This is a genomic window from Virgibacillus sp. LDC1 (assembly GCF_025792345.1).
In the GTDB taxonomy this organism is placed as follows: Bacteria; Bacillota; Bacilli; order Paenibacillales; family Paenibacillaceae; genus Paenibacillus_AQ; species Paenibacillus_AQ lautus.
Genome location: NZ_JAOXLZ010000001.1, coordinates 2,019,288 through 2,044,312 on the forward strand (window position 1 = coordinate 2,019,288; position 25,025 = coordinate 2,044,312).

A 25,025-nucleotide genomic window follows, 5' to 3' on the forward strand; every position below is an offset into this window, starting at 1 on the left:
CCATTTCCTGTTCAAAAAAGGAGATATGCGGCGATGAGCAGATTTATTTATGAAGGCTCCAAAACAAAAGAAATTTCGTTTCCGCTTGGAGGCATTGGAACAGGCTGCATCGGTCTTGCCGGAAACGGCCGTTTGATCGACTGGGAAATTTTCAACCGGCCGAACAAGCAAAGCGAGAACGGGTTCAGCTTTTTTGCGGTGAAAGCTGAAGCGGACGGCGAACTTCTCGACGCCCGTGTGCTGAACGGCGATCTGTTGCCTTCTTACACCGGCAACATCCAAACGAGAAAACACGGCGGTTACGGCTTCGGGCCCAACCAGGCGACGCTGGCGGGTGTCCCCCATTTTCAGCATACACGCTTTATCGGCGAGTTTCCGTTTGCCCGTCTTCAGGCAGCCGACGATTGTTTCCCGGGCACGGTGGAGCTGACGGCTTTTAATCCGTTCATTCCGCTTAACGACAAAGATTCGAGCATTCCCGGTGCGTTTTTTGACATCGCGCTGCATAATACGACTGACCGGACGGTTACATATACGGTCAATCTTTCGCTGACGAATCCGATGCAAGATCATAAACGTTATCACCGTTATGCGAGGAATGGCAAAATTCAGCTGATCAAACTGTCGTCCCGCGGCCCTGATTTCAGCGCCCCCGAATTCGGCGACCTGTCCATTGCAACGGATGCGGAAGTAGTCAGCTATCAGGAGTATTGGTATCGCGGCGGCTGGTTCGATAATCTGGAGATGTTCTGGAGGGACTTCACCGAGGCGGCCCGATTTACGAATCGTACTTACGACCCGGCCGCGACAAAAGGTAAAGGTGGTGACGTCTGCTCCCTCGCCGCGCACTTCGTGCTGAAGCCAGGGGAAAAGAATAACGTCCGCTTCGTGATCACCTGGAGCTTCCCGAACTGCCACAATTATTGGCATCCGGAATCTTGCGGCTGCAGCGACGACGATTGCAAGCCATCGCAACCCGCAACGTGGAAAAATTATTACGCAACGCTATTTTCTGATTCCACCAAAAGCGCGGCCTACGCGCTCGAGCATTGGGAGCGGTTGTACGGCGAAACGAAGCTGTTCAAGGATGCGTTGTACTCGTCCAGTCTCCCTCCCGCCGCGCTCGACGCCGTTTCGGCCAACATTTCGATCCTGAAATCGCCGACCTGCCTGCGGCTACCGGACGGATCGTTTTACGGCTTCGAAGGCTGCATCTGCAATGAGGGCTGCTGCGAAGGCTCCTGTACCCACGTGTGGAATTACGCCTATGCCCTGCCGTTTCTTTTTCCGAAGTTGGAGCGATCCATGCGCGATCTGGATTTCAAGTACAACATCCGAGAAGACGGCAAAATGGCCTTCCGACTGCAGCTTCCGCTCGGCAGATCGACATCGGACTTCCGGGCGTGTGCGGACGGCCAGTTCGGCGGCGTGATCAAAGCGTACCGCGACTGGAAGATTTCCGGCGATACGGCATGGCTGAAATCGATATGGCCGGCCGTCAAAAAGTCGATCGAATTTGCTTGGGCCGATACGAACGAGGACGGCTGGGACGCCGACCGGGACGGCGTGCTGGAGGGCAGGCAGCATCATACTCTCGATATGGAACTGTACGGACCAAACGCCTGGCTGAACGGTTTTTATCTCACCGCGCTTAAGGCAGGCGCTGAAATGGCCCGTCATTTGGGAGAAACGGACGCGGCGGAACAATACTTGGCGCTTTTTTCCAAGGGGAAAACATGGACGGACGAACATTTATTTAACGGTCATTATTATGTCCAAACCGTCGATTTGAAGGATCGGTCCGTACTGGAGAAATACGACGAAAGCGCTGTGCGGGATTATTGGAACGACGAAGCGAAGGAAATCAAGTATCAGGTGGCGGACGGCTGCGTTATCGACCAGGTGCTGGCCCAGTGGCACGCCAACCTGTGCGGTTTGGGTGAGATTTTCGATCCGGAACAGACCCGGAAGTCCCTCGCATCCATCTACCGCCACAACTTCAAAAAAAGCATGCGAAACGTATTCAACCCATGGCGCTTGTACAGCTTGAACGACGAGGCAGGCTTAATGATTTGTACATGGCCGGAAGGCACTGTGAAACCGACCGTTCCACTCACCTACTCGACGGAAACGATGAACGGCTTCGAATATCAGGCGGCCATTCATATGATTCAGGAAGGAATGGTCGCCGAAGGCATGGAGATCGTTGAAGCGATCCGCGACCGGTACGATGGTGAACGACGGAATCCGTGGAACGAGTTCGAATGCGGAAGCAACTATGCCCGATCGATGGCCAGCTATGCGCTGCTGATCGCTTTCAGCGGATTCGAATACGACATGACGGAGAAAAGGATCGGCTTTCAGCCCATAACCGGGGAAGTATATTTCCGCTGCTTCTGGTCGCTGGATTCAGGCTGGGGAACATTCGTGCGGAAGAACGACCGGATCGAACTGAGCCTGCTTTACGGGGAACTGGAGATACGTTGCCTGAACTTGCCGTTTATGAAAGGGCAGAATGTAAACGGGATTTCATTAGACGGCACGGAAGTCCTTGACTGCAACTGGGACGAAGGAGTGCTCGTTTTCTTTTCAACCGTTCGGATAAATGCCGGGCATTCGTTGGTTATTAAGCTCGGATAGACGAGTGACTATTAGTTTCAGTTAAAGCGGTCTGGTACTAGGTGAATAGGAGGAGGGGCTCCCCCTCCTCCTCTAGCTCGTCATTACTTATTTTTTTTCAACCACGAATAGGCAAATCACGGATCTCAAGCTTTCGTTGCTGTTGTCCATACAAACCAGCGAGCACAGCGGCAATCGCCATAAAGATTGCGCTGGATGCCACGCCGAATTGCAAGCCGAACTGTTCGACCCCCACGCCTCCAACGATCGGACCGACAATTTGTCCAGCGGCAAAAAAGGCAGTGGCTATGCTAAGGCAAGACGCATACGCATGGTGAGGGACATGACGACGAAGAAGTGCAGTTGTCATCAGCGGCGGGGTAATAAAGGAAACCAGCCCGATCGTGGTGGCTCCAAGCACAGTAAATAACATATTATTAGTGGTTACCCCACTCACACCGATTGTCCCCAAGGCTAATCCCGACGCAAGCGTGTACCCACTCGGCCATCGGTCAATGGCTCTGCCTCCGATCCATCCGTTAAACAAACCCGCAAATCCGATTCCAGACCAGATCAGCCCGGCATAGAGAGACGGAATGCCTTTGCTCACCAGATAGGGAATCAAATACGTAAAATAGATGATGTATCCTGAGCCGAAGAAGAAATAAGAAGCAATTAGGAACAGGAGCTTGTTTGGGTTCAACAAGAGACGATATACATTTTCGCTTTTTTGCTCCAGTGGCTCCGAATCGGTCGGTGCGGGTATTTTTTCTGTTCGCCTCTCTCTGGTAACAACGAACTCGAAACCCACTGCGGCAATTACACCGAATACGCCCATGATCACCCATGCATATCGCCACCCCTGCAAGTGTGAAGGATCTATGGTATAGGGGGCGAATAAACCCGTCACTAAAATGCCGGCAGATCCGCCCAGCCATATAAGGCCCGATGCCACTCCTCGTTCCGCCGGTCGAACGGCATCCATTGCAATGGACAGGACTAACACGGTAGCGAAGGCTGATAACAATCCACTGGCGAACCGCCAAAGCCCAAGCCCGATAAAATGATCACTAAATGCCGAGCCGATCAAAGTTAGTCCGAGCCATAAACACGTCATCCGATTCATGGCATGCTTGTGGTCTGGAAACCGCGAGATCAAAGGAGAAAGACACAATGTCCCGACAAAATAACCGATAAAGTTGACGGTGCCGAGTATACCCAACTGTCCGTAGCTCCCCCCGATGACCCTCTGGATTCCAGGCAAAAACATGCCGTAGGAAAGCCTGGAAAAACCGAGTATGACAACAAACAATAACGATGCCCATAGAGTAATCCAATTAAATGCGGATTTTGTCCCCATATCCCCCATCTTCCCTCAAAATAATAAGGCGGTCCATTTATATAGCTCACTAACCATTTACGCGATCTTTGTTAAACCTGAGTCATATCATTGTGGTTGTATTTTTAGCTTTACTGGACATATGTTAGCCGCTGCTTTCCTGCAAAACAATCTCCGCTTCGATGCCCAGCTGTTCACACAGCTTGTGAATACGGCGCATGTCCTGAGTGCTGGTAACCCATTCGCAACCCAAGGTTGATGCCTCGTGAGCCGCCCATTGCAGGATATATGTCAACGCATCCGCATGGGCTTCCTTCGTAGCGAAGTCCTCCAGCACAAGCACACCGCCGCGGACCGAAGTACGCACATATGCCCAGTGCTGGTCGGCAAAGCTGCGGGCGACAAAACGTGTTTCGCCATCCGACTGGACCTGCATGGAGAGCGCTTGCAGCCATTTGCTATAGGCGCCGGTCCCTGTCGGGGCTTTCGGGTTCCCCCATTCAAGTGAATCGGCAGCCAGCTTCCGCAATTCATCTTCCCCGTCTACCCGCTTCCACTGCTCACTATGGAAAGAATTTTGGAGAGTCGGTTTGAAGCGGACTTGCCAGCTGCGTTCGCCTGCCCTGATGCCATCAGCATGAAGTAGTTCGGATACCGTAACCATATCAAGACCTTTGGCGTGAGTATGGTGTACAAGCGATTTAACGGCCTGCGGCGTCTCTTTGGCGATTTCATTGGCATGAAACATTAAAATGGACCCATGATCCAGCTTAGGCATCACCCGTTCCACAAGCTGCCCGCTTGGCGGTCCCGACCAGTCGACGGTGTCCTCCCCCTCGATGACCAGATAGCTCCACTCCCGGAGCCATTCCAAATTCTCTTCCCGATAAGAGGCATAAGGAAAACGCATGAAGGTCGGAACCGGCCTTCCCGTTGCTTCTTGATAAGCGAGCTCAGCCAACTTCAGCTCTTCGAAGAATACGGCTTTGGTCACATCTGCCATTCTGCGGTGATGGTAGGTATGCGTTGTAAGCTCATGACCCCTGGCTATCATTTCTCTTGCTTTCGCCGGGAACCTATCGAACCATTCTCCTGTTAGAAAAAACGTCCCGTAGGCGCCTCCCTGCTCCAAGGCATCCAGCCATGCATCAACAGGAATCCGCATAGGACCGTCATCAAACGTAAAGGCACAGTGAGAAACCGCCGGATTGCCGCGGGTAATGACCAAATTTGACATTGTAAAACTCCCTTCTGTGATATCTTTCCACCATGATACCACTTGAACCTATTGTAAAATCCCGGTAATGTTTTGTAAAATTGAATAATATGAATAAATGGTTCGAATAACTTAAACAAAGGTGATGACAATGGATCTTCGAGCTTTAAAGACCTTCGAGGCTTGCGTGCGTCTTGGACATTTTCTGAAAGCCGCAGAGGAACTCCAATATGCTCCCTCTACGGTAACCCTTCAAATTCAACGTCTAGAAGCTGATCTTGGGGTTTCTTTATTCGTGCGCGACGGAAAACGTGTGATCGTGACCGAAGCCGGCCGATGGCTCCATCATGAGGCAGCGGTTTTACTGAAATCCATCGAAGCCATGAGGCAGACCGTCTCGGATATTGCTTCGGGAGATAACGGCTCGGTGCGTTTTGCCGCTATTGAGCCCGTCGCAAGCCAGCAGTTAGCGACCGTTGTTGCTGATTTTTACAAGACTCGACCGAAAGTGGAGTTAACGATGGAAGTAGGCGGCAGCAGATCCATAGCGGAGAGGGTTCGGGCCGGCGAATTGGATTTTGGTGTTTGCTCGGCCCCCCCTTCGAAGCTCATGCTGGAGTTTGAGCCGCTGATCGAGGAAAGATTAGGAATCATGTTACATACGAATCACCCATTAGCCGATCGAGATAGTATCTCGGCGAGCGACCTCGCGGGGCATACCATTCTAGTCAAAGAACCGACTTGTATCTATCGAGAGCTTTGGGAAACGGCGATTTGTGAGTCGGGGCAATACCTGTTTTCTTGTATGGAGGTTGGAAGCTTCTTTGTCATTCAACAAATGGTTAAGGCAGAGCTCGGCATCGGGATTGTTCCGATTTACAGCGGTCTGGAACAGGAAGGCTCCATGGTCATAAGACCTATAACCGATTTGAATCCTGTCATCACGATAGGCATCGCTTATAAAGACAAAAACCTCCTAGGCAAGGCAGCATTATGGTTAATGGAAGCAATTAGGGGCATCCGTGAACCCAACACGCTACAAAATTCGACAGGGCCTGAAGGGAAAAAGACGGGGACTTAACATCTATGATAAAGAATAGCAGAAAAATGTATTATGGATTTATGGAGGTCCTTTTGGATCTCTATTTATTTTTAATATTTCACGGAATTAAATCATTATAATGATATAATGTTTTAGTCGGCAAATCGTTGTTGTTGATGAAATCGGATTTTCGCATGACATGAAAGCATACAATGGAGGATTTACCCAAATGACAATTCACAAGCTCAAATCATTCATCGTATCCACTTTCCAAATAAACTGGAATCACTTTAAGTCGAAACTGCTCTTAAGATACGTGCTGTCTTATATTCTGATCTTCCTGATTCCCCTGACGGGGGTAACGATTTTTGTTTATGATAGCGCTGTCAACGGGCTTCGTTCCGAGATTGAACAATCCAACATTAATCAATTGAACCAGATGAAAATGACCATCGACTCTCGTATCGCAGAGCTTCGGGAGATTTCCGGCCGAATCGCTTATGACAGACGTTTAACCCCTTATATGGTTCGTGATTCTTATTATAGAGTTGAAGCCATTCAAGCTTTGGCTAATTATAAGGCAAACAGCAGCATCATTGAAGACATCTTCTTATACTATCATAACGACCCAGTTGTCTATTCTTACCGCGGTCTGACAAATGTTAACGTTGCGTTCGATTCCTATTATCGTTATGAGAATTGGAGTTTGGAAGATGTCATCCTTGCTCTGAACGAAACAAATCAGATGGTAATACGCCCTGCCGAGAATGTTACGATCAACAGCTCTAGACAGGAGGCGATGCTGACCGTAATCGTACCCATTAAGCCAAATGCCCCCTATCCCTACGGAAGTGTCATATATATGGTGAAAGAGTCCAATCTTACCGGGGTCATGGATTCCATTCTTAGCGATTTCACCGGGAGCAGCTATATTTTCAATCAAAAGGATGAAGTGCTAACAGCCAACAATCACGGCGTATCCCTGTCTCAAGAGCATCTCGGGACATTGGCTGCGCTTGATGCCGGCATACACAATCTCTCCCTGAACAATGACAAGTATTCCGTCGTATCCGTCAAATCCCGGGAGAATGGATGGAACTACATGACCATCATGCCAAGCTACCAGTTCTTCGGCCGGGTCGCTCATGTACAGACGCTCATTCTGCTGGTGTTTGGCATCGCAGTCATAACCGGAGTGCTCGCCGCCTTTGTGCTGGCTAAACGCCAGTATCACCCGATTAAGGATTTGATGGAATTCGCCAAGCTCAGAGTCAATGATACCCCAGAGCCAAAAACGCGCAATGAATGGGAATGGATTCGTCAGACCCTTCACGATTACAGTGCCCGAATCGATATGCAGGAGCCCTTCGTGCGCAACCAATGCATGCTGCTTCTACTGAAGCACGGCAAGCCGGATGATCCCGAAATCGAGCGAATGATCGCCGGAGTTGGACTGGAACCTCCCCAAGAACAAGTCATTTATTTCTGTGTGATTCTGTCCTGGGAAGAAAACGATGCGGCCGAGGAAGTCCAGCATGATCGTCAACAGGTGCATGAAATTCTCAGCTATGCTGAGCCATCAGGGCTTCAAGCAAATATTTATGGCGTTGAATTCTCAGCCGATAATCAATTTGCGCTGATTGTATCCCTTCCTGACCCTGGTCAAGATTTGCTGAAAATCCGGATGGAGCAGATTATTCATGCGGTCCAGGCATTGATCACCGAGAACACTCGGCTCGATCCGAGCATGGGCGTAGGTACGCCTTACCGGGATTTGGGGCAACTGAACCAATCCTTCATCGAAGCCGCAACCGCTCTGGAGCACCGAATGGTTGGCAGCAGCCGTATCACCTATTTCGACCAGTTGGCTGAGCAGAATTATCCTGTCGCCAAAGGCGTGTGGCTTCCAAGAAAGTCGCTGCTCAAGCTGGAGCAAAGCCTAAAGCAAGGCAACGAGTCGGTGGCTGTGCAGATGATCGCCGAGATGATGGAGACCATCCGGAGCGAACCGCTGCAGATTCATCTGCGCTGCATTTGCTTCGATCTGCTGAACGCACTGCTTCGGTCCGCCTCTGAGGTCGGAATGAACGAAGTATTCAGCAACATCTCGGACTATACGTCGTTTGAAACGCTGGAGGAATTTGAGGATAAGCTGTTGTCGCTGACGGCAGAGGTTTGCGAGAAGGTTGAGCGTAACCATGAGCAAGCAGCGCCTAAACTGATCGATGATATCGTACATTATGTGAATCAGCAGTTTGCCGACTATACGCTCAGCCTGGAGCATGTTGCCCTTAAATTTTCCGTCTCTACCTCTTACTTGAGCCGCAGCTTTAAAGAGAAGACCGGGATCAGTTTCTCCCAGTATATCTGGAAGAGGCGTACGGAGGAAGTCATTCGGCTGCTTGTGACGACAAGCGCTCCCCTGAAGGAAATCATCGAACAGGTGGGCTACCTGGATGCACCCAATTTCATCCGCAAATTCAAGAAAGAAACCGGGCTTACGCCCGGTCAGTACCGCAAACAACATCACTCGAACAGGCTGGATATCTAACAGAAAGGCCCTTTAGGAGACTATGTCTCAAAAGGGCCCTTCTGTTTCTACTTCACTCACGCTTCACTCACTGTGGTTCGTTCAAGATATGCTCTACCAGCTCATCGACCGGCACGGTAGCCAGTGCAATTGCAGTGTCGGTGACACCATAATAGATATAGAGCAGGCCGTCTTTGACCACGTTTCCTGTCGGGAACACCACATTCGGAATTTGATAACCGAATTTCTCATAATAGGTTTCCGGTTCCATAATGAAAGTCTTCGTTCTTGCTATGACCTTCTCAGGGTTGTTCAGGTCAAGAAGCATCGCCCCAACACGGTAAACGACCTGATCATCAACGCCGTGGTAAAGGACCAGCCAGCCTTTATCGGTTCGCACAGGTGGCGTTGCTCCGCCGATTTTCCTGGATTCCCAAGAAGGATTCTCGGCCTTGGCCAGAAGCTTCGGCTCTTCCCAATGAACCAGATCCTCGGAGTACGTAATCCATATCGCAGCGCTGTCCGTTCTGTAAGCAGCACCCACGTATTCCTCCGGACGGCGCAGCAATACATATTTTCCGTTAATCTTCTCAGGGAACAAAATGTTGTCACGGTCATTGATGTTGAGCGGTGTCGTATCGGCAACGAATTCCCAGTCGATCAGATTGTCTGACTTTAGAATCGAAGAGCGAGTGAGCCAGTGGCCTTCCTCCTCCCCCCAGCCGTCCGGATATTTCGGAATCGACCGCTCCGGTATGCCCGCTCCTGTCGGATAGTAACTCATGGCGCATGGCCTAAGGGCATAGTTTAAATAGTACGTGCCGTCCATTTTGACGATCCGCGGGTCCTGGACGCTTCCATATGGAAAGCCCAGCATGTCAGGCGTCACGATCGGCTCGTCTTTCACGTGCGTAAAATTCACTCCGTCTTCACTCTCGAGCAGTCCCAAAACATTCTTACAAGGCGTTAGCGAGCCTGCGGTACGTTCGATCATGTAAAACTTGCCGTTGTCTATAATAACCGCAGGATTGAATACGGTGACTTTACGCCAGTCGTATTTTCCCGGAACGACGATCGGATTGCTCGGATGTCTCGTAATTTTCATAGGCTATGCCTCCACATTTGCATGATCTTCAGGATTGAATCAGGCCTTCTTGCATTCATAGGTACGCCTGAAGCAGGCATCCCACCTCTCCAGGCCACCTTTTCCTTAAAAGCTTCTGTCATCTCAAGTGCTTCAGTTTGTAGGCACCTTTCGGTTAAACACATTTTTATGTTTAGCTCGACTTCCAGCGGTCATATGCACCTTGATAGATTTCGACGACCCGGTCAGCACCCATTTTCTTCATTGTGTTCAGGTAGTTGTCCCAATTGGACAATGGTTCTGCTCCAGTAACGAATTTGGCCTCCATCTGTTGTACATACGTGCTCAGATCCGAGTTCAGACTGTTGATCTCGGTTTGCTCTTCAACGGTAAGGAACAAGGCAGGGAACGGGGGTCTGGCTCCGCGATCAAGCAGCTTTTCCTTCGTTTCTTTTTCAACCCACAGATCAAAGTCGGTCTTCAATCCTTTATTGATATCGTCCGTGTTGATGGTAGGAGCCGGAATGCCGTAGTTTGGCGTCAAAGTCGCACGGTAATCCTCCATTTCCATGCCGTCCGGAACAGGCAGATAGCGCTTCACACGATTGGCTTCATCCGTGTACTCCCACAGCATGCCTTCTGGTCCTTTGTTGAAAAAGAGCGATCCTTCATAAGAGTAAAGGTAGTCCACCCAACGCATCGATGCTTCAGGGGCGGGATTGGTAACCGAGATGGCAAAAGCCCCTGTCGTAATCCCTCTGTTCTTGGCGATGGCCGGCTTGTCTACCAAATCGCTCTTCACCGGAGCAAACATCGGATCTTGGGTGGACGGTTCCCCGCCTTTGGTCATGTAGGCATGCCAGTCGGAGAACAGGGCCACCTGATTGTTCTGTGCCTTGGCCTTTTTCTGTTCTGCGGTTTGCGAATAGCTTTCGTGGTCCAGCAGATCCTCTTTCCATAGACGGTTCATATAGACCAGATACTCTCGGAAGCCCTCTTCTATCGGGGTATAATGTACAACATCCTCATCGTCTACATAAATTTCGTCTTCATAGACGCCGAAAGCACCAAGAAGCCAAGTACGAATATCCCGAGCATTGGTCGTAGCTGTCGATACCGAAGAGATCGGGATTTCATCGGCAACTCCATTGCCGTTCGGATCCTCTTCTTTTACACGCTTCAGGAAGGTATAAAGCTCCTCGGTCGTCTCCGGAAGCTTGTCGATATTCAGGGCCTCCAGGAAATCACCGTTGTACCACAGCGGGTTGCGATACCAGTGCTGGCTTAAATCGATTGCAGGCAAGGAGTAGATGTGTCCATCCGGAGCCGTAATGGATTTACGGATCTCCGGAATCTCGTCCATCAGCGCCTTGAAGTTCGGAGCATATTCCTCGATAAGCTCCTCAAGCGGGATCAGAATTCCCTGCTCGCCATAGTTCATCTGTTCAGCCGCCGTCAAGCCTGCAGCATAGAAGACATCCGGGTAATCGCCGCTGGCAAATACGAGGTTCTTCTTCGTGTCAAAGCTATCCTTCGGTGCATTCAAGTATCGGAATGAAATGCCCGTCTTTTCCTCCATCTGCTGCAGCACGACCATATCCTTCCAGTTCTGAACACCGACATCAGGTGCCATCATGGTCAGCGTAATCGGTTCATTCATAATCGGGAAGCCCTCTTTAATCACAGCGGCTGCTTCTGTTGACTTCGTTCCGGTAGAATTCGTATCGCTGGCCGAACTGCATCCGGCGAGCAGGGACAGGACTGTCATGCCCGTCAACACCAGCTTCCACGATTTGCTTGTCATCTTCATTCATGTTTCCTCCCTTTGAATACTCAAACTCTTTTTGATAAAACGCTTACATTATCCTTTTACAGAACCGATCATGACCCCTTGAACAAAGTAACGCTGTAAAAAAGGATAGAGAGCCACAATCGGCAGCGTCGATACGACGATAACCCCGTATTTGATCAGGGATGCGGTTTCGGCTTTGGAATTCATTGCCCTGGCCGCATCCCCGCTGATTCCGGCACCAGTCGTTTCCGCCGTCATTTCCTGAAGAACCAAAATTTGCCGTAGTACCATCTGCAGAGGATACTTGCTCTCATCGTTGAGATAGATCAGAGCCGGAAAATAGCTGTTCCAGTGACTGACTCCATAAAACAATGCCATGACTGCAATAATCGGCGCGGACAGCGGCAGAATAATGCGGGCGAACAGCTTCAGGTTGGTACAGCCGTCCATATATGCCGCTTCCTGCAGTTCCTTCGGGATCGTCGACTGGAAGAATGTCCGGGCAACGATGATATTCCATACCGATGCTGCTACGGGAAGAATGAGCGCCCCCATCGAGTTGATCAGCCCCAAATTCCGGACGACGAGATACGTTGGCACAAGCCCCCCGGTAAAAAACATCGTGAACAGAATAAATCCCAAGAACAGTTGACGACCGACCAAATCTGACCTGCTGAGTGCATAGGCTGCAGGCAGTGTCACGGCCAGGTTCAATAGCGTACCTATCCCAGTATAAACGATCGTGTTCAGATATCCGTTCCAAATCTTCGGGTTTTCGAAGACCAGCTGGTATCCGGCCCAGGTAATCTCTTTGGGAAACAGCCACATCGCACCGGAATTCACCTGCTGCGGGCTGCTGATCGATGCGCTGAGAATATAAATGAGCGGATACAGAACAACAATCAGAGCAATGGATAAATAGACATAGACGCTGCCAAGAAAAATCTTGTCCCACTTCGATTCCTTCATTGCGGTAACCAATGTACTTCCCTCCTTTCTACCATAGGCTGTTCTCGCTGGTGCGTCTGGCAATCCGGTTGACCGTTACCAGTAGAATGACGTTGATAACGGAGTTGAACAGGCCAACGGCTGTCGAGAAGCTGTACTGCGCGTCTACCAGACCGGTTCGGTAAACATAAGTTGAAATGACATCGGAAGACTCCATATTCAGTGAGTTTTGCAGCAGCAGTATTTTTTCGAAGCCAATCGTAAGAATATTGCCCATGTTCAAAATCAACAAAATGGTGATCGTCGGGAGTATGGCCGGCAGGTTGATGTGCAACAATCGTTTGAAACGACTCGCTCCATCCACTATCGCGGCTTCATGCTGCTGGGGATCGACACCGGACAGCGCAGCCAGATAGATAATGGTCCCCCATCCGGTGCTTTGCCAGACCCCGGACAGAACGTATACGGTCTTGAACCAAGCCGGATCCGAAAGAAAGTTTGGCGCATCGATGCCCATCCATTTGATAAATTGGATCAGTATGCCTGTGGACGGCGATAAAAAGGTAATAATCATACCCGCCATGACAACAACGGATATAAAATGAGGCGCATACGTAACGGTCTGGACGATTTTCTTGAAGGGACCCGTCCGGATTTCGTTAAAAGCGAGCGCCAGGATGATCGGCAGCGGAAACCCGATTAACAGCTCGTAGAAGCTGAGGCTGAACGTATTCCAGAGCAGATCCCAGAAATAGTAGGAATTGAAGAAACGCTCGAAATGATCGAAGCCCACCCATGGGCTGTCCATGATTCCTTTGCTAGGGATAAAGTTCTTAAAGGCAATCTGGATACCATACATCGGCGCATAGTGAAATACAAGGAAATACAGTAAGGCCGGCACCAAGAACAGATAGAGCTCCCAGTTCACGCTGATTCTTTTACCAAGGGACGTTTGGTTTACACCTGGATTAGGCGGCTTCGTTTCGCGATGGATGGAACGTCTTCCGGATATCACAGCAAGTAGTCTTCTTCCCCTCATGTTTCCCCTCCTCTCTTACCTATCGATTCATGTCAGGTTATCTGGTTCACTCACGTACATCACGTTTCAGTGAATAACAGGTAACGCTTACATTCCAAAGTGTAGAGAAGACAGCATGATATCGTAAATGTGTAAGATGTGCATTGTCATCCGTCTGTGCGGTGAAATCCCGCTACTAACATTTTTTTCTCATCCAAATCTTCGCGATCCTTGCTCATATATGATCTGGAAAATATGTAACATATGAACCTATTATCAAGTTTCATAAGTTACATATTGCGCTCCATCTAGCTGCCCGAGCCCGTAGGATAATCCTAATGAACCTGCCAGATCGAACGATGTATAGATCCTAGGTGGTGTCACGTCAACAATATGCTGAGTCATCAGACCAGGCATAGAGAGACCTAAGACTTAGACATATAGTTGCATTTTTTTATAATTAAATCATTTTTAGTAATTTTTGGTTGTTATGACATTCTAGGTGTGTTACATTATCTCTGATTTTATACATTGAAATAATAAGGAGGACGATGAATGTGAAGGATCGAAAAAAAATGGGTGTCGGTTGGTTGCGCGTTATGTTGGCCACCCTGACGCTTATAGTCGCGGCTCCCGTCTCCACGATGTTTGCCACCGAACCCGAATTGGAATCCAGAGCTGTGGAAGGAACTGTTGAATCTACCCCTAACATCACGATTATTCGTGCCAACGGGGATGTCGTCACCCCGATGGGAGCAGGCGAGTGGGATTACCTCGGTAAACTCTCAACGGTTTCCTCACAAAACCCGGCAAACTACGTTCACTCTGGCGGCGGTGATTTCAAGTTCCAGGTTGAGAGCGGTCCGGGCGGCGGGGCCTGGTATCAGCTGCGGGAATATGATCCGGGCAGCAATACCGACGAAATTGTGACTGGCTATGAATACTTTCTGTACCCTGGCGACACACTGATCTATCGGGGAATTAGCAACTATGTCGACGGGGACAACAAGAAGGCAGAATTTTACGTTTATGAAAGCTTCAGTGGATCCGGTTCTGTGAAGTTTTGGGATTAAACAACCGGGATTGAAATGATAACTAAGTCATTGTGAATACTCTCATTAGCATATTAAAAGACCAACTTATCATTAAAGTTGGTCTTTAATATGCTTTAATTAAATGACTCCACATCATAATCTTAATAGGGATACATCTGTAAAACTAGGTACGGTTTGAACCTATACATCTCATTCATGTCGCCTGACACCGCTATCCCGAAGCCCAGCTACCTTTAATCACATTTTCGAAACCCTCTCACGGCTACTTTAGGCAGTGTATTTCTACTAGCCAGAATTTCTCATGGAATTTATTGGGTGTGGGCATCAAGTGCTTCTATAGCTGCTTCAATAGAAGCAATGCGTCTTTCAAGTAACGTTTTTTGAGGACTACCTTCTTTAGCGTGACCATACTGTTTTTCAACAGATGGAAGAATATCAACTATGACATTTCGGGCTTCAAGGATGTTTTCCTTCTCGTATGAAAATTCTGTTCCATACCAAGCATTTTCTAGACTATCTAAGGCGATTTTCACTGCATCCAGCCGTTTCTTAGCCAGGGTTGCATTTGATCCTTTCTCAATCATATTCTTATAGGTTTTTTCGAGTTTGCTTAAAGTGGACTGCATCGATTTTATCAACAATGTTTGGCGTTCTGGGCTAACAGCTTTCATTTTTTCAAACCTCACTTGTTATGTATTTGTACTGAACGTAAGTGCGAAATCCAAAGGCCGCTGCACCCACTCCTGAGCTTTCGTTTCCAATATAAGTGTACAACATGTATGCAAGTGCAAAGATAAAGCGGGCATACCCTTGATTTCCCTAATATCAATATAAAAAGATTATCTTTGTACTTTAATGTTTTCTCTTAAGATGGTTGGTCATGACTCAATGACAAAAACTTATTTACTTAAAACAAAAAAACCGCAACTTATGCGGCTTTCATTGTTTATATCTTTGGTTGTTCTCGCTCATAGCCCCCCCACCAATAGATCTTTTGGGACAAGAGAAATTGTTGGTAGTACGAAGGGATCGCCGTGAACGTTCTCCATCTCCTTATTGTAAGCGGCTCTTCGGTGGCCGCAGCGCCCACGAGAAGATATTTAGTGCAGCGTATGAAAGCGGGAGGATCAGATTAAACCCGTAATCACCATAATCGTTAGCAAATGCATGGGATAATGCCGCACCCGTCATTAAAAAGAAGATACCAGCGTGAACCCATTCTTTGAGTCGAGGTAAACCTGGCACGACAAGAGCGATGGCTCCAAGCACTTTCCAAATCCCGAGAATGGTCAGGACGTATAATGGGTAGCCCAGATTCGTCACCAACTCGAGGTTTCCTCCAAATTGCATCAGTTGTCCGATACCACTTAACATCATAGCTGCTGCGAGTAGCACTGTGACTGTCCAATAAGTTACCATTTTTCCGAGCGGACGGGCATTTACTTTCATCGTTGTTTCAACACCGATCATCTTATTCATTAGTTTCCACCTCATCAATATAATTTCTCTTCATTACAAAGAACGAGCCCCGAATGGTTCCGGCTAATTTCGACTTCTGCCTAGCAAACTTAAACTTCCCTTCTAACTCCTCTGGTACCTCCATCCCCTCCGAAAGCTTAAAACCAACGGCCCGCTTCTTACGGTCATCAACCGTATACATGACATTGAGTCCAAGACCATTCTCATAAAATACATAGGCAAATTGGATGTTATCCACTTGAAAGCGCGACGTTTCTAACGGTTTAGCCGCAAACTCAAGATCACGTTCTTCTTTTAAAATTCGGTTTACATAATCAAGGGTTTCCTGGCTTTCTCTAGCGGGTACAACCGTAAATTCATGCTTATATTTGTTCATAAAGTAACGGGCTTCATTCGCTCGTAACCCAGCAAGCGCATCTGCTACGGGTGAAGATTCTAAGCCAACCGTAGACACATTTTTAAAATCAACGATATTCGACATGTTCATCCCTCCTTATTTCCTGACAACGGGAATCCACATTTCACCAAATGCGAGGCCGTTTCGCTGCCCCATCTCAACCGCTGCATTTGGCCCGCCGACATAGGCGAAATTCTTGGCTTCCGGCAATACTTGACCAAAGGCAATGCCAGCAAGTTTATTACTCAACTCATCAGCCGTCTTCCCTTCCCCTTTTACAACGAGGTATTCCCCTTTAGGAAATTGGATAACGCGGGTTGCTTCGGGTACCGATTCCTCAGTCACAACGCCAGCGTAGTACATCATCTTGTTATTCACCGCTTCGTTAACGGCAAAAATGTAGTCATTTGCAGCGATGGCCTTTAACGTGTCCAGCCTTCCATCTTGTTGCACGGCCTCCCAAAAGTCGGCCTTCTCCTTGCTTATGCCAGCATAGTCTGTATAATCGCTCTGAAGCTCCGTTCCAATTCCTAATACGATAAAGCTGTCTTTTTCCTCAAGCGTATAGTTTGTCATATTCAATCCCTGCCTCTTCTTTAAATTTTCTTTTTACTTGATGGGTTTATCATATTCTTAAATCATGTCAAAAAGTGATACTGTTTATGGAGTCGATGAAAAAAGGTCAGACGGATCAATATCATCATGCGGTATATCGAGAACCATGCGCCAATCTAGACCATCATCTAATGGGCTAAGTAATTGATGTCTTCCGTATTTCGCCCATGAAAAATCCCCTTCAAGTAAACCTAATGCGCTTTTTACACATTGTCTACTTAAAGGGGATTATCTGCGACTCTAAATGTTCACTTATGTTCTTTTGCTTTTCGTGATCACCTCATTTCCGTTTGTTTTTTAGATATATATTTCTGTAACTATTTTTATAGCATCCTTAGCTATAATGAACGTATCACAATTAAGAATATCATATACATTCAGCGAGTTTGCTTTAGTTGTCTGCACCTCAGGAATGTTATTTGCGCTTTTATACACAAGGTGATCCACCTCAGGAGTTACGAGAAGCACTTTCTTATTGGCATCAAGAGCTTTAAGCATGGCGACGATCGATTTTGTCCTGTAGCTTTCAAGTGTAATACGGTCAACTACAATGAGTTCGTTATCTTGTACTTTGGCGGATAGAGCTGATTTGATCGCAAGACGTTTAACCTTTTTATTGAGACGATATCCATAGTCACGAGGTTTGGGACCGAAGGCAATACCTCCGTGACGCCAGTGCGGCATACGAATGGAACCCGCTCTAGATTTATTAATTTTATTTTGTTTATAGGGTTTTCTGCCACCACCTCTAACTTCGCCACGAGTTAAAGTCGAGTGTGTCCCGCTACGCTTGTTCGCAAGATGGTTCACAACAGCTTCATGCAGAACCGATTCATTGGGGATAATGCCGAAGATGGATTCTTCAAGTTCCATTTCACCCGTAATTTTACCTTCCATATTATAAACAGAGACGTTTAACAATCTTAGCTACCTCCTGATTATCATCATAAAAAGTGGATTTTATATAGGAACGTATAGCTCAAAAGTGAGCAGAAATCATGATAATCAGTTGTTTTATTAGATTTAGAAAATCAACCTTTTCTTCCTACTCACTTATATTGCAATCGAAGTATGTACGATAACATCCATCACTTCGACCCCCTCCTGGTGCAAATTTAAATGGTTTAAATCCCATGTTCCCCTACATCTACACGATAGCAGATTGAAAAATCATGATCTATATACAAAACGATGCTGTAGTATTTTATATTAGTTAACATATATCTGTTGCTAATTAACTTATAAGTGGATACTCAGTGTTCCGAAACTCTTCTTTTTATTATAAAAAACCCCTTCAAGAATCGTGCTCGATTTAGCACACTTGAAGGGGAACGTAGGTATCTATTTCTGATATATTATTTTTCGGATAGCATAGGTTGATAAAAAGAATGATTCTGAGAGCTCCTCGACGGAAGCGCCAGATAAATAGGCATTCAGAATATCATCATTTCTTTTGTTAATCTCTTTTCGTGCGCCAGACAGCTCTCCCCAGACTTTATATTCATTTTTTCTAGCTGGTATATAGAGGTATTCACCTTGAACATATTCCTGTAATTTTTCAACTAATTCCTCCGGCAAGACGACAGAAGCATTAATATATCTCACGAGCGACTCACTCCTTGAAAATTATAGTTCAAGTAGCAAAGCCAGTTTAAATGCTATTGGCTACTCCATGCAAATACCCAAAACCGGCTCTGCATGGAGTAACACATGTGTTATAGATGTATTTTTATGGAATATTGTAATTCCCTCCTAGCAGCTATAATTTTTCCATAAACTTATTTTGATCCATATAGTTGACCGCATGCCGCGTTGATGTCCGATCCAAATTGGGTTCTGACGGTGACATGGATTCCTTTTGACTTCAAGATTTTAAGGAACGTATTTATACGGTTCTGATCCGACTCTACAAAACTTTGTGGTGTGGCATCAGTGGAATTGTAAGGGATTAGATTAACATGATATAAATGTTCCCATGACCCTCTTCCACGCAACAAATCAGCAACAGCTTCAGCATGTTTAGTGGAATCGTTTATTCCCCTTAGAAGTATATAAGCAATGTAGACCTTTCGCTTCGTTTGTTGAATATGCTCATCCAACACGGTCATAACTTCTTCTAATGGAAAATGACTGTTAATTGGCATTAACTCACTTCTCTGATCATTAAATGGTGAATGCAGGGAGAACGTTAAATTAATCTGTGGAAATTCCTTCGTCAACTTTTTTACTCCAGGTAATAAACCTATTGTAGAAACCGTAATTCTTCGATGCCCTAAACCGAAATGCTGAGGATCCGTCAACACATGCAATGCATCAAACACGTATGGGTTTGCAAGTGCCTCCCCCATCCCCATAAAGGACACACTGTCCAATGGATAGCCATTCAAAGTAAAGAAAAGAAGTTGATCCGTTATTTCATCCGTCGTGAGATTCCTTTTCAAACCAAGTGTTCCCGTAGCGCAAAATGTACAACCAAATCCGCAACCACACTGCGAAGAGATACAATACGATTCCCATCCCGTTTTATAACTTAATCTTACGGACTCAATGTATTCATTACCAGGAATGGCAAACAGAATTTTACTAACTTGATTGGATTTCTGCTCCATTTTTGGTGTGATGCTTAACACTTCGTTTCCAAGCTCTTTGATTAATTCATTTCTTAATGGCTTTGGCAAGTTGTTCATTGCTTCAAAATTTCCAATCTTGTTCTTGAAAATTGCCTCTGTTATTTGCGAATATCTATAATTAGGTTGTTTTAGAGCCGATAAGATTTTACGAATTTTCTCATACTTTGATAAATGCTTCATATCTATCTCCCTTTTAACGGAGAAACGCAAAAAAGCACCAGCTTACCGGTGCTTTTTTGCGTACATTAACCTAACTATACTTATACAAAAGTAAGAGACTAACTATAAATGAGTCACGAATTGTATATATGCATAGAAGGATAAAGTTCCGGTATCTGATTTGTTATTTTGTGAACCTTGTCAAACATCGCTTTAAAAGACAGGTTCACATTTACATCTACAATTTCAGAAGCAGTCATCACTTTATCCCTCCCATCATTATTCATCATTATCACATGAAAAACTTAACACAATAACTATATTACGGTCAAGAAGAGTCATTTACAGGTATAGAATTCTTTAGTTGTTCTAAGTATTGATATAGATCCGCGAAAAAGTCTTAGATGTCATTTATTGAAAGTGACCTTCTCCGAACCGCCTTCAAGAATGATCGACGTGTCCCGCGGCTTCGTTTCCGCGATTTTACGGCCGCCTCTGAACGAATAAAGCACTCCGGCCTGTTTGCGTATAGCCTCATATTCATTCTCTGCTTCAAGGACGATGAAGTTGGCAGGCTTACCTTCTTCAATACCGTACACATCTTCGATATGCAACGTTCTTGCGCTGTTTTTCGTAATGAGATTGATCGAATTCACGATCTGATCGTATCCGAGCAGCTGCGAAGCATGGATGCCCATGTGCAGCACCTGAAGCATGTTGCCCGTGCCTAGCGGATACCATGGATCAAAGATGTCATCGTGACCGAAGCACACATTAAGACCCGCTTCCTGCAGCTCTTTGACGCGAGTCAGCCCTCTTCTTTTCGGATACGTATCGAAGCGTCCCTGCAGGTGGATGTTAACCAGAGGATTGGAGACGAAATTTAGGTCAGCCATCTTCAGCAATCTAAACAATTTGTACGTATATGCATCATTGTATGACCCCATCGCTGTCGTGTGGCTTGCCGTTGTACGCGAGCCCAGCCCGCGTTCGTAGGCTTCTTTGGCAACGACTTCCACGAAGCGGGATTGTTCGTCATCGATTTCGTCGCAATGGATGTCGATCAGACGGTCGTATTTTTCGGCGAGGTCAAACGCAACCTTCATGGAATCGACGCCATATTCCCTCGTGAATTCGAAGTGCGGTATGCCGCCGACCACGTCAACGCCCATTTTCAGGGACTCTTCCAGCAATTCCACGCCGTTCGGGTAAGAGTGAATGCCTTCCTGGGGAAAAGCAACGAGCTGGATGTCGATGTATGGAGCCATTTCTTCTTTCACTTCAAGCATCGCTTTAACTGCGGTCAGGCTGGGATCGGTGACGTCCACATGCGTCCGTACATGCTGGATGCCCTGCGCCATCTGCCACTTCAGTGCCGTTTTGGAGCGTGTTTTGACGTCTTCATGCGTCAGGAATGCTTTGCGTTCTGACCAACGCTGTATGCCTTCGAACAGTGTACCGCTCAAATTCCATTCCGGTTCGCCCGCCGTTAATGTGGTGTCCAGATGAATATGAGGTTCAATGAACGGCGGCAGCACAAGTGAGCCGTTGACGTCAATGACTTCCTCATTCCCTGTCGCTTCCAGCGCCTGCGTTATTTTTACAAACTTCCCGTCGTTCACGACGATATTCCATAAACCTTCTTTACCCCGCAATTTTGCGTTCTGTATAATCATTGTTTTTCCCCTTTTCTTTGGATTCTTTGGCAGGAACGATCAGCATTAACACGATGTAGGCCACCGCCGTACCAATTAGTGCGTTCAATGGCGTTATTCCTGGGGCAAGCTGGGCGAACGCTACGCCGATAGCCCAAGCCACCATCGCTATCCAGTTTACCTTCTTGAAAGTCATGTCGGCAAACGGCTTATAGTTTCTGCGCTTCACGAAGAAGTAATCCGCGATGATGATGGCCCCGATGGACGGTACCGCCGCACCCAGCACATTCAGAAAACCGACGAAATTATTGTACATCCACATGGCCAATACGGTACCCACAATGCCGTTTACAATAACGAAGAATTTTTTCGAAATTTTTGTGATGTTGGCAAATCCCAGTCCGGAAGCGTAAAGGGCGTTATCGTTGGTCGTCCAGATATTCAGCCCTAGTACGATGATCGCGGGAAGGATCAACCCTTGCAGGAACATGACCTCCGAGATATCTGCCAGGTTATAGGCCATTGCGCCGACAGCGCCGAACAGGAACATGAGTGAATTCCCCAGGAAGAACGCAATGACCGTAGCGGTAACTGCCTGCCGGGAAGTCCGGGAGAACCGTGCAAAATCGGGCGTCAGCGTTCCGCCGCTAATGAATGAACCGATGCAAATGGTCAATGCCGCTGCCGTGGTGAGTGTCTGTGTCGGCGTGTAATCGAGCAACCCTTGAAGTCCGCCCAGCGTATCTGCGCCCTCGAACATGGAGTAACCACCGAGAATGGTAATAGCTGGAACCGCGATATAACCCAAAATGACGAGCGACTTCATGCCGAAGATGGCCGATGCCGTCATGGCGAGACCAAACAAGAAGATCAACAGGTACACGTTCCAATCCATCGCTTTGGCGACCGGGATCGCAAACATCGCCACGCCGACGCCGAACCATCCGACCTGCGTAAAGCCGAGCAGGAACGAAGGCAGGTACGACCCTTTCTCACCGAACGCATATTTTGCCAGCAAATGCGTGGAAAGGCCCGTTTTGGCAGCAATATGTGCCAGCGCTCCCGTATAGATGCCGAGCGCCAAATTGCCCGCCAGCACGACGCCGATGAACTCCATGAACGTCAAACTGACGCCCAATGTCCCCCCTGCCAGCATGCTTGCCGAAAAGAAAGTGAACCCTAACATAACGGATAACGTCTTCCAAAAATGGTTTCTCTGCGTTTTCGGCACCTCTTGCCACGAAAACTCTTGATCTTGTTTGCTCATCAGAATACCTCCAGGTTAAAGTGTTCTGATACCAAAGAAGCAGAAAAAAGAGGCTACTCGTCAAGTCTTAAACTGACAAGTAGCCTCTTTTTAGTACATCATAACCCGCGCGAAGACGCAGAGCATCCCTGACGGAATACTCGCTCATACACGCGTGATTATAAAAATCCGCTGCCCTTGCCAGCCTCTCTGGACTGAATTAAAGGTACCAGTATTCAATTACATTCTATTATTTTGGAAAAACCTACGATTGTCAATGTTATAATTATCCAATGGTGTTTATTTTGCGTCCCGTTTATATAGCTGCTCTCCCATATACTTCATCCGAGACAGGTTCCAACCATTCCGGCTTACCCGCCGTGATCGCAATGTGTTCAAACCAGCTGTCTTTGGCGGCACCATGCCAATGTTTCACACCATCATGAGTGACGATCACATCACCAGCCGTTAAGAATTGAGCCGGTTTTTCTTCTTCTTGGTACCACCCTTCGCCTCCAGTGACTAATAAAATTTGGAATCCACCTCGATGGATATGCCAGTTGTTTCGACATCCCGGTTCAAAGGTTACATTCCCCACACCAACATTTACTTTAGGGTCGGCGATCAAGGTTTTAAGATAACTTTGCCCCACAAAAAATTGTGCAAACGAGGTTCAGTTTCGGCGGGATATACCCGAGTTGCCTGCCTATTTATACAATTTGTCCTCTATTTCATGTCCTGCCAGCTTTTGAAATCGTGAATGGCGAAGCCGGCATAGCTTGCGTAGTGCGCCAATTGATTATGGGCGGACTGCAGCTCTTTTTCCATCACTTCGCTGCTCATGGAATAGAATGAGACCCTCGGACCCTCTTTGCTTATGAGCGTTTCTACAGCAACAACAACTTTCTTCTTCAGCGTGGAGGCCTCTCTCAGCATGGCCTGCGCATTTTCCACAATTCCATTGCTGCCTAACGCATGATTCCGATAATTCATAATGACGAGGCAATCGAACTTCTCCAGCATCCATGCGCTCATACTGTAATCCTTCCCCGGTACATTAATCGTATTTAGCCAAAATGGAACGTCGATCGCAATTTTCAAGCCGCTTCCTTTGGTTTCTTTCTCGATCAGTCTCATATTGTCCATCCAGCTTTCAAGAATCGTCGTATTGTCCTTCGTCCATTCACTTAGCGCATAAGGTTCAATATCGAAATGCAATCCCGAAAAGCTTGCTTCCGGACCGACAGAGGAGTTATAGGCTTTGACCCAGGCTATAAATTTTTGAATCTCCTCCTGCTTAGACTTATAGGCCCATTCGGGACGACCCTCAAGTGCTTCTACTTGAATTCCTTCGCTCTTCGTTTTTCGAATAAAGCCCTCATAAATTGTAGGATCTATATCTCTATCAACCTGAAGGTAAATAGATGTCACACCTTTCATTTTTGCGAAGCTTATAATGATATCTTGATCTTGTTTGATGATGTTACTGTCCCATATCCATGTTCCTTTCGGAACACTAGCAACTGAGGACATAATGTTCACCCGATTGTGCGCGGGCTGCCATTCCACAATTGCATGCAAGGTTTCACTAATAAAGCGCAGCGGAACCATCGTGCGACCGTTTTTGAGCACCGCCGACCCTTCAAAGTCTACTCTTTTTCCATTCACCAGTGCATGATTTTGGCCAATCACCAAAATAATGATGTCACGGTTAAGCAAGATCGTGATTTGTTTTAATTTTCCGTTCCATTTCGCAGTAGCTCCGAGCTTGTCGGATACAAAAGCAAGTGGAACCATCGTAAGGTTGGATCTCTGATCAACGTATGGGTGCTCATCTGGGAATTGTACTTCACGCCCATCCACGGATACTCGGACTTCAGAAGCGTAAATAGCGGGGGGAAACGCAGTTAAACTTAGCATGATAGCTAATGCGCATACTAGCAATTTTTTCATGGGTGACTTCCTCATCTTTTTGAATTTGTTCTTATCCTTACTGTGCACGCATTGTCGCACAATGAGATTATAAGGTATGTAATAATTGGTAACAAGATCAACAGGCTTGATCGTCTTCTGATATACAAAAATAAAACCCGTTGGACTTATCAAGATCATCAACGGGTTTTATAAATTTAATATTTTAACATAAAGATAGATCAACCGATTTTTATATTCGATATTCTCTTCATCTGGGTTGCTATGAT

The 25,025-nt window shown here is 47.0% G+C and carries 21 protein-coding genes; 4 read left to right on the plus strand and 17 right to left on the minus strand.

Annotation, left to right across the window (positions count from 1 at the left end):
* The first annotated feature begins 33 nt into the window (after positions 1 to 33).
* A complete protein-coding gene (locus tag OHJ21_RS09065; RefSeq protein WP_486019868.1) occupies positions 34 to 2,640 on the plus strand; it encodes a GH116 family glycosyl-hydrolase in 2,607 nt (868 codons plus the stop codon).
* A 97-nt stretch (positions 2,641 to 2,737) separates the two neighbouring features.
* Here OHJ21_RS09065 and OHJ21_RS09070 read toward each other — a convergent pair whose 3' ends face one another.
* A complete protein-coding gene (locus OHJ21_RS09070) occupies positions 2,738 to 3,979 on the minus strand; it encodes a YbfB/YjiJ family MFS transporter (protein WP_486019869.1) in 1,242 nt (413 codons plus the stop codon).
* A gap of 124 nt (positions 3,980 to 4,103) precedes the next feature.
* Positions 4,104 to 5,195: a polysaccharide deacetylase family protein gene (locus tag OHJ21_RS09075; protein ID WP_486019870.1), complete on the minus strand. Its 1,092-nt coding sequence runs from the start codon at positions 5,193 to 5,195 to the stop codon at positions 4,104 to 4,106.
* Positions 5,196 to 5,325: 130 nt separating this feature from the next.
* Here OHJ21_RS09075 and OHJ21_RS09080 point away from each other — a divergent pair, with 130 nt between their 5' ends.
* Together OHJ21_RS09080 and OHJ21_RS09085 are read left to right on the plus strand one after the other, a co-directional pair.
* Positions 5,326 to 6,255 (plus strand): LysR family transcriptional regulator, encoded by a 930-nt coding sequence (locus tag OHJ21_RS09080; protein WP_486019871.1) that lies wholly within the window; start codon positions 5,326 to 5,328, stop codon positions 6,253 to 6,255.
* Positions 6,256 to 6,445: 190 nt separating this feature from the next.
* On the plus strand, positions 6,446 to 8,767 hold the full coding sequence (locus OHJ21_RS09085) for a helix-turn-helix domain-containing protein (RefSeq protein ID WP_486019872.1): 2,322 nt from the start codon (positions 6,446 to 6,448) through the stop codon (positions 8,765 to 8,767).
* A 67-nt stretch (positions 8,768 to 8,834) separates the two neighbouring features.
* Here OHJ21_RS09085 and OHJ21_RS09090 read toward each other — a convergent pair whose 3' ends face one another.
* The 4 genes from OHJ21_RS09090 to OHJ21_RS09105 form a co-directional block, all read right to left on the minus strand.
* Positions 8,835 to 9,851, minus strand: coding sequence for a glycoside hydrolase family 130 protein (locus tag OHJ21_RS09090; protein WP_394055611.1), 1,017 nt, complete (start codon positions 9,849 to 9,851; stop codon positions 8,835 to 8,837).
* Between the two features lie 172 nt (positions 9,852 to 10,023).
* Complete coding sequence (locus OHJ21_RS09095) at positions 10,024 to 11,640, minus strand: extracellular solute-binding protein (RefSeq protein ID WP_486019874.1); 1,617 nt, start codon at positions 11,638 to 11,640, stop codon at positions 10,024 to 10,026.
* 51 nt (positions 11,641 to 11,691) lie between these two features.
* On the minus strand, positions 11,692 to 12,603 hold the full coding sequence (locus OHJ21_RS09100) for a carbohydrate ABC transporter permease (protein ID WP_100537356.1): 912 nt from the start codon (positions 12,601 to 12,603) through the stop codon (positions 11,692 to 11,694).
* 16 nt (positions 12,604 to 12,619) lie between these two features.
* The gene (locus OHJ21_RS09105) at positions 12,620 to 13,609 is read right to left on the minus strand and encodes an ABC transporter permease (protein ID WP_326113521.1); all 990 of its coding nucleotides are present in this window, start codon (positions 13,607 to 13,609) and stop codon (positions 12,620 to 12,622) included.
* A gap of 536 nt (positions 13,610 to 14,145) precedes the next feature.
* Here OHJ21_RS09105 and OHJ21_RS09110 point away from each other — a divergent pair.
* Complete coding sequence (locus OHJ21_RS09110; protein ID WP_486019875.1) at positions 14,146 to 14,661, plus strand: hypothetical protein; 516 nt, start codon at positions 14,146 to 14,148, stop codon at positions 14,659 to 14,661.
* A gap of 290 nt (positions 14,662 to 14,951) precedes the next feature.
* On the opposite strand, the gene OHJ21_RS09115 is transcribed toward OHJ21_RS09110, so the two are convergent.
* The 11 genes from OHJ21_RS09115 to OHJ21_RS09165 all read right to left on the minus strand — a co-directional run bounded on the left by OHJ21_RS09115 (position 14,952) and on the right by OHJ21_RS09165 (position 24,777).
* On the minus strand, positions 14,952 to 15,314 hold the full coding sequence (locus OHJ21_RS09115; protein WP_100537359.1) for a hypothetical protein: 363 nt from the start codon (positions 15,312 to 15,314) through the stop codon (positions 14,952 to 14,954).
* Positions 15,315 to 15,696: 382 nt separating this feature from the next.
* Positions 15,697 to 16,122: a DoxX family protein gene (locus OHJ21_RS09120; protein ID WP_326113518.1), complete on the minus strand. Its 426-nt coding sequence runs from the start codon at positions 16,120 to 16,122 to the stop codon at positions 15,697 to 15,699.
* Complete coding sequence (locus OHJ21_RS09125; protein ID WP_326113517.1) at positions 16,115 to 16,603, minus strand: phage tail protein; 489 nt, start codon at positions 16,601 to 16,603, stop codon at positions 16,115 to 16,117. The genes OHJ21_RS09120 and OHJ21_RS09125 overlap by 8 nt, the downstream gene beginning before the upstream one ends.
* A 12-nt stretch (positions 16,604 to 16,615) precedes the next feature.
* Positions 16,616 to 17,095, minus strand: coding sequence for a GyrI-like domain-containing protein (locus OHJ21_RS09130; RefSeq protein ID WP_326113753.1), 480 nt, complete (start codon positions 17,093 to 17,095; stop codon positions 16,616 to 16,618).
* Between the two features lie 336 nt (positions 17,096 to 17,431).
* Positions 17,432 to 18,031, minus strand: a complete 600-nt coding sequence (gene rplD, locus OHJ21_RS09135; RefSeq protein ID WP_486021020.1) for a 50S ribosomal protein L4 — start codon at positions 18,029 to 18,031, stop codon at positions 17,432 to 17,434.
* A 444-nt stretch (positions 18,032 to 18,475) separates the two neighbouring features.
* Positions 18,476 to 18,739 (minus strand): CD3324 family protein, encoded by a 264-nt coding sequence (locus tag OHJ21_RS09140; protein WP_100537364.1) that lies wholly within the window; start codon positions 18,737 to 18,739, stop codon positions 18,476 to 18,478.
* A gap of 173 nt (positions 18,740 to 18,912) precedes the next feature.
* Entirely contained in the window at positions 18,913 to 19,944 is a 1,032-nt protein-coding gene (locus OHJ21_RS09145) for a Cfr family 23S rRNA (adenine(2503)-C(8))-methyltransferase (RefSeq protein ID WP_100537365.1), read from the minus strand.
* Between the two features lie 386 nt (positions 19,945 to 20,330).
* Entirely contained in the window at positions 20,331 to 21,599 is a 1,269-nt protein-coding gene (locus tag OHJ21_RS09150) for a cytosine deaminase (protein ID WP_486019876.1), read from the minus strand.
* Positions 21,568 to 22,845, minus strand: coding sequence for a cytosine permease (gene codB, locus OHJ21_RS09155; protein ID WP_100537367.1), 1,278 nt, complete (start codon positions 22,843 to 22,845; stop codon positions 21,568 to 21,570). The genes OHJ21_RS09150 and codB overlap by 32 nt, the downstream gene beginning before the upstream one ends.
* 295 nt (positions 22,846 to 23,140) lie before the next feature.
* Positions 23,141 to 23,476 carry a cupin domain-containing protein gene (locus OHJ21_RS09160; protein WP_486019877.1) on the minus strand — a complete coding sequence of 112 codons (336 nt, stop codon included), beginning with the start codon at positions 23,474 to 23,476 and terminating at the stop codon, positions 23,141 to 23,143.
* Between the two features lie 74 nt (positions 23,477 to 23,550).
* Positions 23,551 to 24,777 (minus strand): copper amine oxidase N-terminal domain-containing protein, encoded by a 1,227-nt coding sequence (locus OHJ21_RS09165; RefSeq protein WP_486019878.1) that lies wholly within the window; start codon positions 24,775 to 24,777, stop codon positions 23,551 to 23,553.
* Positions 24,778 to 25,025: the final 248 nt, after the last annotated feature.